Raw genomic sequence first — 15,393 nt, 5'->3', positions numbered from 1 at the left:
TTGAGAAGGCGGCTTATAGACGGCCGCCTTTTTATTTGCGATGGTTCTAGTTTATTGGCAGTCTTATTTATTGAAAGCGTTAGCTATTTTGTTGCGATTTTAACCATGCAATTTCTTGTGGCCAAATATCGGGATTGATGGTTTCTAAAATCAGCGGAATACCATCAAAGCGCGGGTCTTTCATAATATAGCTAAATGGCGCATAGCCAATATTGCCTTCACCTAAGCTATGATGGCGGTCAACACGACTGGCAAATTCACTTTTCGCATCATTAAGATGCATACCTTTTAAGAATTCAAAGCCCACAATATCAGAAAATTGCTGGAATGTTTTCTCGCAATCTTCCGCTGTGCGCAAGTCGTAACCTGCGGCGAAGGCATGGCAAGTATCAATACAAACACCGACACGGCTTTGATCTTTCACGCGCTCGATGATTTTAGCTAGATGCGTAAAATCAAAACCAAGATTTGTCCCTTGTCCTGCGGTATTTTCAATGACGGCGATAACGCCTTCAGTTTCTTCTAAGGCGATATTGATCGATTCTGCAATGCGGGCTAGGCAATCATCAACGTCAATTTGCTTAAGGTGGCTGCCGGGATGGAAGTTCAGCAGGTCAATCCCCAATTGCATGCAACGCTGCATTTCATCAATAAAAGCGACGCGAGATTTCTCTAATGCTTCAAATTCAGGGTGTCCCAAATTAATGAGATAACTGTCATGAGGTAAAATTTGGTGTTTCCCATAACCGTATTTAGCGCAGTTTTGTTTGAAGCTTTTAATTACTTCGTCGCTAAGGGGGGCTGCTTTCCATTGACGCTGATTTTTGGTAAATAAGGCGAATGCGGTGGCTCCAATTTCATGGGCGCGAATCACTGCTTGGTCAACGCCGCCAGAGGCGCTGACATGTGCTCCAACATATTTCATGATTGACTCCTTTTTTCAGGAGTATGCCATTAATAATTAAAGAAATGAAACCAATAAAAAAATGCCGCTTATGAAAAGCGGCAATCGGAGGTGCTCAAAAAAGGAGACAAACTTAGCAAGTAGAAAATGAGGGTTAAAACACTGACTGGATAACAACGTTAATTACAATACCGCCAAAAATTAACCAAGCGAACAAGATAGCAGCCATCAGTAAAGGTTTGATCCCTGCTTGTCGAATCGCACTGACATGGGTGGTTAACCCTAATGCCACCATCGCCATCGCTAATAAGATGGTATCTAACGTAATAATTTGTTTAACCAGTTGTTCAGGTAATAAGTTGAATGAGTTAAACGCGGCGACCAAAATAAAAATCACGGCAAACCAAGGGATCGTAATTTTACTTTTCTGAGCGCCTTCTTGTGTGCTGGCCGCATTTTTACGACTAATAAATGCAGACAAGATAATTAAAAACGGCGCCAGCATCATGACACGCAACATTTTCGCTATCACAGAAGCATTTTCTGCATCTGGACCAATAGTATGACCTGCGGCAACCACTTGGGCGACTTCATGAACGGTTGAGCCGATATAAACCCCGAACGTTTCTTGAGTTGCAGGGATCCAGCCGAAATGTGCATTTAACTGATATAACCATGGGTAGACAAAAATACCGATGGTCCCGAAGATCACCACGGTTGAAACGGCAACAGCGACTTTACTTGCAGACGCTTTAACCACGGGCTCGGTTGCCATTACAGCGGCGGCACCACAAATACTGCTACCTGCACCGATTAACATGGTGGTTTCATCATCAAGTTTGAATACTTTTTTACCAAGCCAGTAAGCTAAGAAAAAAGTGGAGGCTAATGTCAGGGCATCAATAATTAATCCTGTGGCTCCCACGTCGGTAATTTGCTGAAAAGTAAGGCGAAAGCCATACAGAATAATACCGGCACGTAAAAAATAGTGCTTAGCAAATTTGATCCCTGCATCGCTACTTGTACTAATAGCAGGGTAAACGGTATTTCCCACACAAATACCAAGAAGAATAGCCAAAGTGAGCGCACCCAGCCCAATATCCATAAACCATGACTGTTCCCCAAGGTATATGGCAATGGCTGTTAAAATTCCCGCTAAAATAATCCCCGGAACAAGTTTTAGAATAGGGAATGAATTATTTTGTGTGATTGCTTTGGTTCCAGTTTTATCCATGACTACACTCTTTATGACGACTTAGATTAAGTTGGAATAAGCATATAACAAAAAATTCAATAATCTAAATTGATTGTTTTTGTATTATTTATCTAAAAAATAGATTAAGAGTTTCTTCTGGTATATTGCTAATAAATGATTAATATTAACAATATTATTACAACTACATAATCATCTTGGAGCTTTCTGTATGCGTATTACACTGAGGCAGCTTGAAGTTTTCACGGAAGTATTGAAAAGTGGCTCCACGACGCAGGCATCGCAATTATTAGCGTTATCGCAGTCCGCAGTGAGCGCTTCACTGACTGACTTGGAAGGGCAGCTAGGCGTGCAACTTTTTGACCGTGTAGGTAAACGACTTGTTACTAACGAACATGGGCGCCTACTTTACCCAAAGGCATTAGCGTTATTAGAACAAGCATTTGAAGTCGAGCAACTGTTCAAAAAAGAGATGGGCGCAGTTCGTTTGGCGGCTAGTACCACAATCGGTAACTATATGTTGCCTGAAATTTTAGCTGGGTACCGTCATGATAATCCTGAAATTCCACTGGAGTTATTCATTGGGAATACTGAGGAAGTCATTAAAGGTGTGATGGAGTTTCGGGCGGATGTGGGGCTGATTGAAGGGGTCTGTCATAGTCCAGAACTCATTTCAAAACCATGGTTAAAAGATGAGTTAGTGGTGTTTTCTGCACCAAGTAACCCATTAGCGCAGAAAAAAGTGACTTTAAAAGAGTTAAAAGATGCGCCATGGATCTTGCGTGAAAGGGGTTCTGGTACGCGCGATGTACTAGACCAACTACTATTCGCACACCTTCCAGGCTTCCATATTTTGATGGAATTAGGTAATTCCGAAGCGATTAAACATGCGGTACGTTTTGGGATGGGTATCAGCTGTTTATCTCGACGCGTGATTGCGGAGCAGTTAGAGAATGGCACGCTGGTGGAGCTTGAAGTGGAAGAGTTACAACTTGAGCGTACGTTATACCTGATTTATCACCGTCAGAAGCATCTTTCTAACGCGATAACCAATCTGCTGGATTATTGTCATTGACGTTTTGTTCACCATAACGTGTTTTGCTAATAATTATCGCTGGATTATGAAGGTATCTTATAACAGCAAAGAGTTGCTTAGTTCTGCCGTTTGAGTTTGTTAGAATCCCCCGCGTTATTGACTGAAAATAAAATACAGGGAACAGATGGCAGAACAACATACAACGACATCGATGAGCGGCGGACCAAGATTACGTCGAGAACTAAAAGCTCGCCACCTCGCAATGATCGCAATTGGCGGCTCCATCGGAACCGGTTTATTTGTGGCATCTGGTGCCACGGTAGCGCAAGCTGGGCCGGGTGGAGCGCTCCTCTCATACGCCATTATTGGTTTAATGGTGTATTTCTTAATGACCAGCTTAGGTGAATTAGCGGCATACATGCCAGTCTCTGGTTCCTTTGCGACTTATGGCGCAAAATATGTCGATGAAGGCTTTGGCTTCGCATTAGGTTGGAACTACTGGTACAACTGGGCGGTGACTATCGCGGTTGACCTTGTGGCGGCGCAATTAGTGATGACCTACTGGTTCCCTGATACCCCAGGTTGGATCTGGAGTGCTATCTTCTTAGCAATCATTTTCTTACTGAACTACATTTCCGTTAAAGGCTTCGGTGAAGCCGAATATTGGTTCTCGCTAATCAAAGTGACCACGGTGATTATTTTTATCGTCGTCGGCGTGCTGATGATTTTCGGCATTATGAACGGTGCAGAAAACGCAGGTTGGCATAACTGGGAAATTGGTGATGCACCATTTGCAGGTGGTTTCTCTGCAATGATTGGCGTGGCGATGATCGTAGGGTTCTCATTCCAAGGTACTGAATTAATCGGTATTGCGGCGGGTGAGTCAAAAGATCCAGCAAAAAATATCCCACGTGCAGTACGTAAAGTTTTCTGGCGTATTTTGCTGTTCTATATCTTCGCGATTTTAATTATCAGCTTAATTATTCCTTACACTGATCCAAGCTTACTGCGTAATGACGTAAAAGACATTAGCGTGAGTCCATTTACGCTAGTATTTGAAAATGCAGGCTTACTATCAGCGGCAGCGGTGATGAACGCCGTTATTTTAACCGCAGTTCTCTCTGCGGGTAACTCAGGAATGTATGCCTCAACGCGTATGCTGTACACCTTGGCTCGTGAAGGTAAAGCACCGAAAATTTTTGCTCGCCTGTCAAAAGGTGGCGTACCTCGTTATGCATTGCTGGCAACCACGGTTGTGGCGGGTCTATGCTTTTTAAGCTCAATGTTTGGTAATCAAACCGTGTATTTGTGGTTATTAAATACATCAGGTATGACTGGATTTATCGCATGGTTAGGGATTGCTATCAGCCATTATCGCTTCAGAAGAGGCTATATTGCACAAGGTAGAGACCTTAATGACTTGCCATATCGCTCAGGTTTCTTCCCAATTGGGCCAATTTTCGCCTTTATCCTGTGCTTAGTGATTACACTGGGTCAAAACTATCAAGCTTTCTTAGAAGATAAAATTGACTGGGTAGGTGTCACCGCAACCTATATCGGTATTCCTTTATTCTTAGCTATCTGGTTCGGATATAAAATCGTGAAGAAAACCTCGATTATCCGTTATAAAGAGATGAGCTTCCCGTCATATAAAGAGAATTTAGAGAAGTAATTTTCTCTTAAAATTAAGATGTTAATGGGTAATGTGAGTCAGTTAGTTTGCTGACGACATTACCCATTTTTGTTTTCTAAGGGGATGACGTTGATTGGATGTTTTCCGGTGTAACTAGCGTTGCACGCAGCACCATCTCTCCCGCATCAATTAGCGCGGACAATTCCTCTTCTGTTTCGCCCGCTCTCGCTCGTAGCGATACTGAATGCAGTAGTGCGATAAGCGTTTTTACCAGTAATCGCGCATTTTCAGGTTCACGTAAGGCCGATTTTTCTTTTTCGATACAAGCGGTAAGCATCGTCTCCTGTGCAAGGATAACGTCTTTTAGGAAGGCTTGTACCTGTGGGTCATCGGTTTCTGCTACGGCAGTGGAGAGCACCATACAGCCCGTTTTACCGTCTACGCCGTTATACAAGGAGACGGTGGCACGAAGCCAACGGCTAAGTCGTACGAACAACGGCTCATTGGGCGATTGCTCAGCCAGCGCTGCTGTGTAATGTGCCTGCGCGATTTCACCAAACCGTGCCATTGCTAATTCATACAGTCGCGCTTTGTTTCCAAAAGCGGCGTAGAGACTGGGCTTTTTCATCGCAGTGACGTCAACCAAATCTTCAAGTGAAGTCGCGGAATACCCCTTGCGCCAGAATAACGCCATGATGTTGTTTAGCGCTTCATGGCTATCATAATTTCGTGGTCTACCTTTTTGTGCCATTTTATTACCATTCAGTACAAAAATAGTTTACTTCATTGTATATCATATATTATCTTACCGATCAGTATAATAATGATGATTAAATAACCAAGGGTAATAGAATGAATAAATATGATTATGCCATTAGCACGGACGCAGGGTTGACAACACCGTCAATTCAGGCGCTGATTGCAGGGGGAAGGGCGCAACAATCTTCTTTACTTAAAGTGGGTATTTTTGTTTGCCCAGGATTTATGCCAATGGACATTAATGGGGCACAATCCGTTTTTACTATTGTGGGCGCTGAAATTTATTTTATCTGGAAGCGTAAAGAGTTGCTTGAGGGCTACATAGGGTGGCCAACTATGCCAACAATGACATTCGATGAGTGCCCTGATGATTTAGATGTTTTAGTCACGGGTATGGTGCCTCCAGAGATTATTGAAGATCCTGAAGTGATTCAGTTTTTTGCTCGGGTTGGGCATACCGCAAAAACGGTGATTGGTACTTGCTATGGCTCGTTAATGCTAGGAACGGCAGGGTTATTGCGGGGTAAGCGGGCAACCAGTAATAGTAATGTTGTCCCGATGCTACCAGACGTAGGGGCAATCGCCGTAGGGGGCAGTGATGTCGTCATCGATGGTTCGATTTATACCTCTGGACCCGCAACCGGTTCATTTGACGCCTCACTGTTGGTGCTCAAAGCCTTGCGGGGGGAAGAAGTTGCCTCCCTTGTCGAATTGGCAATTGAGTATGATCCTCGCCCACCGTTTCGTACCGGTTCACCTGAACTCGCAGGCCCTGAAATGACAGCAATAGCACAGCAGATGACTGCACCACTAAACCAACAGTATTACGCTGCGGCAAAACGCGGTTACGCACAGTTTAGCCAGAATATTAATCAATAACCTTCCGTATCTACTGTCTTTTCGCGCTTGTATTTAGTCTTCTTTTGGCAAGCGCTCACCTTTTTTCGTTTTTAATAGGATCTACGACTGATGAATAATCAGCCGCAGATCTTGATTCAAAAGATTTAACCTTTGACTTAAGTCACACAATTCATCACGGAAAGTCATGAAACATCTAATAATGGTATTGATAAGTATTACCATTTACATTATTGTTACCGACTGCGAATGAGAGTTAATTACTTAATTGATTTAACTTCAAAAGTGGTAAACCTCAGAAAGTATCATGTCAAAAAAATAATAAACCTTTGGGGCGTTAGACGACCCATGCTGAGCATAGAAAATTCATTGTTAAGATAAAGAAATCTCTTGGAGAATTGGGAATGGTTGTTTTTACTAAAAGAAAAATAGCAGTTAGCATTATTGCGGCTATCACTGCGGTACCTGCTTTTGCGGATGACAGCAGCGATAAAATTTTTGTAACAACTGCATCAGGTTATCAGCAAAAGATTGAAGATGCGCCAGCATCAATTTCCGTAGTGACACGTGAACAGCTAGAAACGAAAGCTTATCGCGATGTGACGGATGCCCTGAAGGATGTTCCAGGTGTTCTTGTTACTGGTGGTGGTAGCAGCTCCGATATTAGTATCCGAGGGATGGATGCAAAATACACCATGATCCTTATCGATGGGAAACGTGTTGATACACGTAGCATCCGACCAAATAGTGATGGAGCAGGTATCGAACAAGGCTGGTTGCCACCACTACCTGCCATCGAACGCATCGAAGTGGTTCGCGGTCCAATGTCCTCTCTTTACGGCTCTGATGCTATGGGCGGGGTTATCAATATTATTACTCGTCGTGTTCAGCAAGAGTGGACAACGAGTTTACGCGCAGATACTACCATTACAGAACGCAAAAATTCAGGTAATACAGGGCAAGGTAGCTTCTATACATCGGGACCATTAGTTGATGGTTTATTGGGAATAAAGTTACAGGGTCAATATTCACACCGAAGTGAAGATAAAATTATCGATGGATTTGGTCGCCAAATTATGACCAGTGGTGGCGGTACATTATCACTGACACCCAATGAGCAAAATGCCTTTGATTTAGACTTTAAAAAAGATAACCAGCATCGTGACTATCGTGAGGGTTATACCGCTGCTTATGGTGATGGTAGCGGATTTAGTAAGTACGATATGACTCATATGGCTTTAACCCACACGGGTACTTATGATATTGCATCGACAGACACTTATGTTCAGTACGATGAAGCGAAAAATCCAGGTCGTAAAATGACGGCGGAAGATTTAGTCTTCCGTAACCAAAGTGTTTTCTTACTGGGTGATCATAGTGTCAGTATTGGTGGTCAGTACCGTAAGGAAAAGCTAAAAGATCAAAGTAATAAGCTGCCGGGAAATAGCGAGTTAGACAGATACAGCTGGGCATTATTTGCAGAAGATGAATGGTTAATGACAAATGACTTTGCATTAACGGGTGGTCTGCGAATGGATAATGATGAAAACTATGGTGCTCATTGGACTCCTCGTTTATATGGTGTTTGGCATGCAGATGAGCAATGGACGATTAAAGGTGGTGTATCTACAGGTTATAAAGCACCAAGTTTACGTGAATCGTCGGCAAATTGGGGACAAGCAACGGGTGGTGGTAAAGGAAATGCCGTTATTTACGGTAACCCGGATCTGAAACCAGAGAAAAGTATCACTGAAGAGATTGGTGTTATTTGGAATAATCAAGATAACATAACTGCAGGGGTTACTATTTATAATACTGATTTCAAAGACAAAATTACGGAAATCAGACGTTGTGACAATAGCATTGACACAATCAGAGACTGTACATTAGCGGATGGTGAAGGTGATACCCCAGGTAAACCGTACCGTTTTGTTAGCGATAAAGCCAACGTTGACAAAGCAAGAATGCAAGGTGTTGAAGTGACTTTCAACTGGGGAATTCTTGATAACCTCGAATTTGCAGCGAACTATACCTATACGCACACAGAACAAAAAAGTGGCGTAAATAAAGGTAAACCGTTGAGTAAACAGCCTAAGCACATGGTAAATACCACCTTGACTTGGGATACAACGGAAGATTTACAAACTTGGGGTCGTATGAATTTCCGTAGTGAAACTTCAGATTATCAAGGTCGTGGTCAGCAAATGAGTAAAGGGACACCATCCTACGCACTGTTTGACCTTGGTACGAGTTATAAACTCAGTAAAAATGCCAATATTGTTGGTGGTGTTTATAACGTGCTAGACCGCCGTGTCGATAAAGGAACTTATGGTGCCGAGTTAGAAGGCCGTCGTTATAATATCGGCATCAACTATAACTTCTAATTAAACCATTAGTTTTTGTTTATCTAAGCCCTTTGGTTAATCGCCAAAGGGCTTTTTTTTGTACTATTATTTAAAAGAAAATAGGTATTCAAAAAGAAAATCAGTAATTCGGAAATAAAGATATAGTTATTTACCTCTAACTGCGTCAATCTTCCTCACCGCGATATGGAGCCGAGCAGGAATAGACTATGCCCAAATTTAACCGTTATTTTAGAGCTAGTTGTCTGAGTTTTTTACTATTTATCGGCGGTATTTCCCATGCCCTTGCAGGTGACCCTGGACCTTACCGATTAGTTTTTCTCGATATCTCGCAATCACCGTATCAAGATGGTCAAAAATTATTAATCGAATTACGCAAAATGGAGCGGCTTTCTTCAGTTCAAAGGGATGCCTGCTTTATGTGTAATGGAAATGATGAAGGTGATTCTGAGGTAGAAGTCTTATATGTCTACTCAGTTCCGGTGGGATTATCCATCGAAGCACTTCGCAAAGCTGTCAATGGTGATGTTGAGGCGAGAAACAGTATGCAATCGGTACTGGGTAATTTTAAAGACCAATATGATTATGGCGTGGATGGTTTATTGATTTACAACCATCAAGAGGGAAAAGTAACGGTCTATACGATGGATAACAAAGTCGGTAGTCCATTGCAGTCAGAAACCAAAGCCGTAAAAAGTAAATTACTGCACTCAAGTTTAGATATGTTATTGGAAAAAAGTGCCGCGAAATTAGACCGACCGGTTTAGCATTTTATTAAGGATAATCAATCGGCTTTAGTGCCATTTATCGTCTTAAAAGCATGCCATATTAGCTATCAGAACGGAAAGTCCAAAATTATCAGAATTTCTCATCGAAAAGGGGGCGTTTTGTTAACAAATTGGCTTGCTATTTACAGGTATGACGTGCAAAATGCGCGGACTAAAAAATGACTGATGCCTGATAAAAACCGGCATCGGTTTTTTTGCTTTTTAGGGTTCTTTCATTTTAACGGGGCCGGATATCAGGCCGGATAGATAAATAAATATTTACGTGTAGCTAATATTTCATGCTACAGCTTTGAGGAATGCTTTTATGGCTTACTTTTTCGCACTGGCAGCAGGGCCAAGCGGTCGTCGTTGCCGCATTGATGACTACGGAGCAAACACCGGCTTCGCACAGACGCTTTTCCACTTCTCTTCTTTCTTCTCTGCTTATAGGCAGATGCAAAGTCTTCCCAGTAACTCTCGATTGAGTCGAAGTACGCAATCGAAAGTTATGGGAGGGCTTTATCATGCAAAATAATTCCGTACCTTTAGATATCGGCCACAACCAAACTGGCGCCAATAACCGTGTTCAACTTGCGAAGACATTAACGCTTGTACAAGTTGTTATGATTGGTATTGCGTATATCCAGCCAATGACTATCTTTGATACTTTCGGAATGGTATCAGATAAGACGGGTGGTCACGTCCCGACTTCATACATTATTGCACTTGCTGCGATACTGTTTACTGCACTGAGCTACGGTAAGCTGGTTAAACGCTTCCCATCTGCTGGTTCAGCCTATACTTATGCCCAGAAATCAATGAGTCCACATATTGGTTTCCTTGTGGGTTGGACATCTTTGCTGTCCTACATTTTCATGCCAATGATCAATATCTTATTGGCAAAGATTTATTTGCAAGATATTTTCCCGAACGTTGAACCTGCGTATTTTGTTATTGGCTTGGTCATTTTAATGACGGCTGCCAACTTACGAGGCATCAACGTGATTGCAAACTTAAGTACCGTAATTGCGATTATCCAAATGGGGGTAATGGCGGTATTTACAGGTTTAGTGATCCACGGGGTTTCAAATGGTGAAGGGACAGGGGAGATCTGGACATTCAATCCATTTGCGAATGAAAAAACTGAGATGATCCCGCTGATTGCTGGGGCAACCATACTCTGTTTCTCATTCTTAGGTTTTGATGGGTTAAGTTCACTGTCAGAAGAGACTCCAAACGCAGGTAAAGTCATTCCTCGTGCAATTTTCTTAACTGCACTGATTGGTGGCGTGATCTTTATTACCGTTTCGTTCTTCTTACAGCAATTTTTCCCAGACGTTTCACGCTTTGCGAATATTAACGAAACACAGCCTGACATTATGCGATTTGTGGCCGGGTCATTCTTCCAAGCCATTATCCTTGTGTTCTCCTGTGTCACGGTATTAGCATCTGGTATGGCGGCTCATGCGGGTAGTGCGCGTTTAATGTATGTAATGGGTCGTGATGGCGTATTCCCAGAAAAAGTGTTCGGCTACGTTAGTCCAACATGGCGTACTCCAGCGTATAACGTTTTATTAGTAGGCTTCTTAGCCCTCGGCGCTATTTGGTTTGAGATGGACTTTGCAACCGCATTAATTAACTTCGGTGCGCTGATTGCATTTACATTCGTCAATATTTCAGTCATCAGCCAGTTCTTTATCCGTGAACGCCGTATTAAAGGCTTCAAGAACATCATGAACTATTTGATATTACCGATCATCGGTACGCTAACAGTCTGTGTGCTGTGGCTGAATATCGAAGAAGATTCAATGGTTTATGGTTTGATTTGGACGGCGGTTGGTCTGGTGTATATGGCAGTGCTTACTCGTATGTTTCGTAGACCTATGCCGCAGATGAGCGACGTTTAGATATATTCTTCATTCTTCGTGCTGTAGCGTTGTTAGCTACCACAATGAAATAGTTAGAGAAAGCAATTCTTCATTCTTCGCGCTGTAGCGTTGTTGGCATCATAAAGTCACCCGAATCACATACTCATGTATGCTCATCGGGATGACTTTATTTGCCGCCTAGCTACAACACGAATTATTTTGAATGTATGCAAGCATCGAAATAATTTAACGGCAAACGGTAATTGAAGACTAATAAAAACAGCGCCTTTGGGGGCTGTTTTTGTTTTTAAAGGGTATTAATAATTTCTTAACATATTAATCTTATGTGATATTGTGGATGGGTTTAATGACAAGACCCTGACAGGAAGGCATGAGATGAATGATGTAAAAAATCCTGAGAACCAACGATTATTACTCACACTCAGGAACATTGTTGGCAAGAAAAATATCCTTACCGAACCCCATAAAACAGAACGTTATCGCAAAGGCTTCCGCTCAGGAGTGGGTGATGCTATTGCCGTTGTATTCCCAACCACGTTACTCGAACAGTGGTATGTATTTAAAGCCTGTGTTGAATCTGACAAAATCGTGATCATGCAAGCGGCAAACACGGGGCTCACCGAAGGCTCAACTCCAAGCGGGTATGATTATGATCGCGATATCGTCATTATCAGCACGTTACGCCTAAACCAAATTCAAGTGCTACCCGAATTTAACCAAGTGGTCGCGATGCCTGGTAGTACGCTCTATGACCTCGAGAAAATCCTCAAACCACTGGGGCGTGAACCTCACTCTTTAATTGGCTCTTCATGTATTGGTGCATCCGTTGTGGGAGGAATCTGTAATAGTTCTGGTGGCTCCCTTGTCCGTCGTGGCCCTGCCTATACTGAGTTGGCTTTATATGGACGCGTCAATGAAGATGGCAAAGTTGAACTGGTAAACCATTTAGGTATCGAATTGGGGAAAACCCCAGAAGATATCTTAACCAACCTACAAAACCGCCGTTATAGTAGCGAAGATATTGTAAATAGCGAAAAGTTGGCATCCGACCATGATTATGCAGAACGTGTGCGTGATGTCGACGCAGACACACCCTCGCGCTTTAATGCGGATGAGCGTCGTTTGTTTGAGGCCTCTGGCTGTGCGGGTAAATTAGCTGTTTTCGCTGTTCGCTTAGACACTTTCCCTGCGGACAAAGCCACCCAAGTTTTCTATATTGGTTCGAACAATCCAGATGTCCTTGAAGACATTCGTCGCCATATCTTGAGTAAGTTTGAAAACTTACCTGTCGCGGGTGAGTATATGCACCGTGGCTGCTTTGATATTGCAGAAATTTATGGCAAAGATACGTTCTTAATGATCGATAAATTTGGTACCGACAAAATGCCAACATTCTTTACCATTAAAGGGCGTATGGATGCGGTATTGAATAAAGTACCACTGCTGCCATCAAACTTAATTGACCGTACCATGCAGCTGCTAAGCAAGCTGTGGCCTTCTCATTTACCACCGCGCATGAAACAGTTCCGTGACCAGTACGAGCATCATTTAATGCTCAAAATGGCGGGAGACGGTATTGATGAAGCAAAAGTCTGGTTGAAGTCCTTCTTCGCCACAGCGGATGGTGGCTATTTTGAATGTACACCAGAGGAAGGCGCAAAAGCATTCTTGCATCGTTTTGCCGCTGCGGGATCTGCCGTTCGCTATCATGCCGTCCATAATAATGATGTAGAAGATGTCCTGCCGCTAGACATAGCATTAAGACGCAATGACCGTGATTGGTTTGAAAAACTGCCACCAGAAATTGAAAATCTGATTGTGCATAAATTATATTGCGGACATTTTATGTGCCACGTTATGCATCAAGATTATGTCCTGAAAAAAGGCGTGGATCCGAAAGAGTTAAAACAGAAAATGTTGGAGTTGCTAGATGCGCGGGGCGCTCAGTACCCAGCAGAGCACAATGTTGGGCATTTATATAAAGCACCGGAACAATTGAAATCGTTCTATAAAGAGTCCGACCCAACAAACACGATGAACCCAGGACTCGGAAAAACCACCAAACGGAAACATTGGGAAGGGGACTGCGGCTGTGATCACTAGATCGCTAGATCAATGAAAGATAATAAAAATGGGCAGATTTTCTGCCCATGAGGTTGATAACAAAGAGGGATAAAAGCGTGGTTTTTCCCTCTTTGTGTTATCCGGCGAAAATCAATAAATTGATTTTCCTCGTTAATGTTACAACTCAAAAGAGCCATATTCATCTCTATCTCTGACTATTAGTTCGCTAACTATCAGCTTGCTAATTCGGCGGCATAGTTCACTAAGGCTTTTAATTGTTGGCAGCGTTTTTCATCTTCATGATGAACTTCCATGAGCAATTGAATTTGCTGTAGATAATCCGTTAAACGACTTTCAGTAAAATAATCGCGGCGATGCTGTAACCAACGCTGTTGCTCTTCATAAGAGAGTGTTGCAGGGAAATTGCGTGCCTTATAACGGAAAAATAGCTCCTTCATACGCTTATCTTCAAAGCTAAGATCTAATGCGGGTAAATTTTGGGGTGGCGTTTCGCGAATAATGTCCATCGTAGAGCGGTCGGATGGGCTGAAAAAACCATTATAGATTTGGCTATCCACGTCATTCGATTCTTCAAATTGTTGGGCGACGCTAAACAACTCAATCAGTTTATTACGCACATCAGGGTTCTTACGCAACAATTCTAAATTACGCATACACAGGTCACGGTCAATACCTGTACGCTCAGCATCCACCGTTCTCAAGGTCTTTTCAGGGGCAAGGATTGGGCATTTATTGATATGCACAAGTTTAACTGGGACGGGGAGCTCGTCACCTAATTCGGCTTTCGGTGTGTATAAGCGCTCACGAAGTTCATCTGCATTTAACGTGAGAAGCGGCGACATATCGGCAGACAGGTCACACATAATCACCGCATTTTTATTCTCAGGGTGCCACGCGAGAGGAGCAACTAAGCTAATATAAGAGCGTACCGCGCCAAACATCCCTGATACATGAACTAACGGGGTCATATCCACGATATCGATCAGCTGGTTAACTTTGTTTTTATTTCGCAGTTGATAGAAATAATCAAACATGCGGGGTTGAGCTTGTTTTAGCAATTTAGCCATATTGATGGTCGCTAAAACGTCAGACATCGCATCATGGGCATTTTCATGGGTTACGCCGTTAGCTTTGGTTAAATGTTCAAGGCGCAAGCTAGGTAGCCCGTCATCATTTTCTGGCCAGTTGATCCCTTCAGGGCGTAATGCAAAACACGCGCGTAATGCATCCAACAAATCCCAGCGAGAATTACCTTGTTGCCAGCTATAGGCATAAGGATCATAAAAGTTACGATAGAAAATATTTCGCGTCACTTCGTCATCAAAGCGAATATTGTTGTAACCCATAATGCAGGTATTAGGTACGCTGAATGCGTTATGAATGCGCTTCGCAAATTCCGCTTCATTCACGCCGTTCGCCATCGCGATTTGCGGGGTAATGCCAGTTATCATTACCGCTTCTGGCTGAGGAAGATAATCATCCGTAGGTTTGCAGTAAAATACTTCAGGTTCATCGATGATGTTGAAATCTAAGTCTGTCCGCACACCCGCAAACTGAGCAGGGCGATCCAGAGCCGGATGCTTACCAAATGTTTCATAGTCATGGATAAAGAAGGTCGGCTGATTATGCTTATTTTTCAAAATGAGGTCCATCGTCGATTTAGGTGAGTAATGCAAACGCATAACGGTTTGATGCTATGGTAAACCATCTGGCAGAAAATCTAAACTTATGTGGGGGATAGCGATTGCATTATATGGGATAGACACTGAATAAGAGCCTCTTGGCCGCCATCTTCATTAGCTTCAAGCAAAGCGTGCTCTAAATAACATTTAATAAGGTGGGGTTCATTTCGTAGAAGCTAAGCGATGGCATCGCTATGAAGGCGT

General features: G+C 42.8%; 11 protein-coding genes. 7 read left to right on the top strand and 4 right to left on the bottom strand.

The window, feature by feature from the left end; genetic code table 11:
- Nucleotides 1-79: 79 nt before the first annotated feature.
- Nucleotides 80-925: a deoxyribonuclease IV gene (nfo, locus tag PR799_RS08915; protein WP_154603561.1), complete on the bottom strand. Its 846-nt coding sequence runs from the start codon at nucleotides 923-925 to the stop codon at nucleotides 80-82.
- Between the two features lie 133 nt (nucleotides 926-1,058).
- The gene (locus PR799_RS08910; RefSeq protein ID WP_154627170.1) at nucleotides 1,059-2,138 is read right to left on the bottom strand and encodes a YeiH family protein; all 1,080 of its coding nucleotides are present in this window, start codon (nucleotides 2,136-2,138) and stop codon (nucleotides 1,059-1,061) included.
- A gap of 190 nt (nucleotides 2,139-2,328) precedes the next feature.
- On the opposite strand from PR799_RS08910, the gene yieE reads away from it, so the two are divergent.
- Together yieE and PR799_RS08900 are read left to right on the top strand one after the other, a co-directional pair.
- Complete coding sequence (gene yieE / locus PR799_RS08905) at nucleotides 2,329-3,192, top strand: DNA-binding transcriptional regulator YeiE (protein WP_154603562.1); 864 nt, start codon at nucleotides 2,329-2,331, stop codon at nucleotides 3,190-3,192.
- 145 nt (nucleotides 3,193-3,337) lie between these two features.
- A complete protein-coding gene (locus PR799_RS08900; protein WP_154603563.1) occupies nucleotides 3,338-4,825 on the top strand; it encodes an amino acid permease in 1,488 nt (495 codons plus the stop codon).
- 76 nt (nucleotides 4,826-4,901) lie between these two features.
- On the opposite strand, the gene PR799_RS08895 is transcribed toward PR799_RS08900, so the two are convergent.
- Nucleotides 4,902-5,537, bottom strand: a complete 636-nt coding sequence (locus PR799_RS08895) for a TetR/AcrR family transcriptional regulator (protein ID WP_272521755.1) — start codon at nucleotides 5,535-5,537, stop codon at nucleotides 4,902-4,904.
- A gap of 101 nt (nucleotides 5,538-5,638) precedes the next feature.
- Here PR799_RS08895 and PR799_RS08890 point away from each other — a divergent pair, with 101 nt between their 5' ends.
- From PR799_RS08890 to dld, 5 genes are all read left to right on the top strand, one after another.
- Complete coding sequence (locus PR799_RS08890) at nucleotides 5,639-6,424, top strand: DJ-1/PfpI family protein (protein ID WP_272521754.1); 786 nt, start codon at nucleotides 5,639-5,641, stop codon at nucleotides 6,422-6,424.
- Nucleotides 6,425-6,807: 383 nt separating this feature from the next.
- Entirely contained in the window at nucleotides 6,808-8,787 is a 1,980-nt protein-coding gene (locus PR799_RS08885; protein WP_272521753.1) for a ligand-gated channel protein, read from the top strand.
- Nucleotides 8,788-8,975: 188 nt separating this feature from the next.
- Nucleotides 8,976-9,533 carry a hypothetical protein gene (locus tag PR799_RS08880; protein WP_154627166.1) on the top strand — a complete coding sequence of 186 codons (558 nt, stop codon included), beginning with the start codon at nucleotides 8,976-8,978 and terminating at the stop codon, nucleotides 9,531-9,533.
- A 524-nt stretch (nucleotides 9,534-10,057) separates the two neighbouring features.
- Nucleotides 10,058-11,440 carry an APC family permease gene (locus PR799_RS08870; protein WP_132495302.1) on the top strand — a complete coding sequence of 461 codons (1,383 nt, stop codon included), beginning with the start codon at nucleotides 10,058-10,060 and terminating at the stop codon, nucleotides 11,438-11,440.
- A 357-nt stretch (nucleotides 11,441-11,797) separates the two neighbouring features.
- The gene (gene dld / locus PR799_RS08865) at nucleotides 11,798-13,525 is read left to right on the top strand and encodes a D-lactate dehydrogenase (RefSeq protein ID WP_272521751.1); all 1,728 of its coding nucleotides are present in this window, start codon (nucleotides 11,798-11,800) and stop codon (nucleotides 13,523-13,525) included.
- A gap of 194 nt (nucleotides 13,526-13,719) precedes the next feature.
- On the opposite strand, the gene sbcB is transcribed toward dld, so the two are convergent.
- Nucleotides 13,720-15,159: an exodeoxyribonuclease I gene (gene sbcB / locus PR799_RS08860; protein ID WP_272521783.1), complete on the bottom strand. Its 1,440-nt coding sequence runs from the start codon at nucleotides 15,157-15,159 to the stop codon at nucleotides 13,720-13,722.
- Between the last annotated feature and the right edge of the window lie 234 nt (nucleotides 15,160-15,393).

The sequence above is a fragment of the Providencia sp. PROV202 genome, assembly GCF_028479565.1.
GTDB lineage: Bacteria > Pseudomonadota > Gammaproteobacteria > Enterobacterales > Enterobacteriaceae > Providencia > Providencia zhijiangensis.
Note: the sequence above shows the minus strand (reverse complement) of the source record. Positions and strands in the feature narration are given on the sequence as shown.

Bases quoted from the DNA above. Each gene is read 5' to 3' on its own strand.
- PR799_RS08890 (WP_272521754.1), top strand. From the start codon at position 5,639: ATGAATAAATATGATTATGCCATTAGCACGGACGCAGGGTTGACAACA.
- PR799_RS08900 (WP_154603563.1), top strand. From the start codon at position 3,338: ATGGCAGAACAACATACAACGACATCGATGAGCGGCGGACCAAGATTA.
- PR799_RS08880 (WP_154627166.1), top strand. From the start codon at position 8,976: ATGCCCAAATTTAACCGTTATTTTAGAGCTAGTTGTCTGAGTTTTTTA.
- PR799_RS08885 (WP_272521753.1), top strand. From the start codon at position 6,808: ATGGTTGTTTTTACTAAAAGAAAAATAGCAGTTAGCATTATTGCGGCT.
- dld (WP_272521751.1), top strand. From the start codon at position 11,798: ATGAATGATGTAAAAAATCCTGAGAACCAACGATTATTACTCACACTC.
- PR799_RS08870 (WP_132495302.1), top strand. From the start codon at position 10,058: ATGCAAAATAATTCCGTACCTTTAGATATCGGCCACAACCAAACTGGC.
- PR799_RS08910 (WP_154627170.1), bottom strand. From the start codon at position 2,138: ATGGATAAAACTGGAACCAAAGCAATCACACAAAATAATTCATTCCCT.
- PR799_RS08895 (WP_272521755.1), bottom strand. From the start codon at position 5,537: ATGGCACAAAAAGGTAGACCACGAAATTATGATAGCCATGAAGCGCTA.
- sbcB (WP_272521783.1), bottom strand. From the start codon at position 15,159: ATGGACCTCATTTTGAAAAATAAGCATAATCAGCCGACCTTCTTTATC.
- yieE (WP_154603562.1), top strand. From the start codon at position 2,329: ATGCGTATTACACTGAGGCAGCTTGAAGTTTTCACGGAAGTATTGAAA.
- nfo (WP_154603561.1), bottom strand. From the start codon at position 925: ATGAAATATGTTGGAGCACATGTCAGCGCCTCTGGCGGCGTTGACCAA.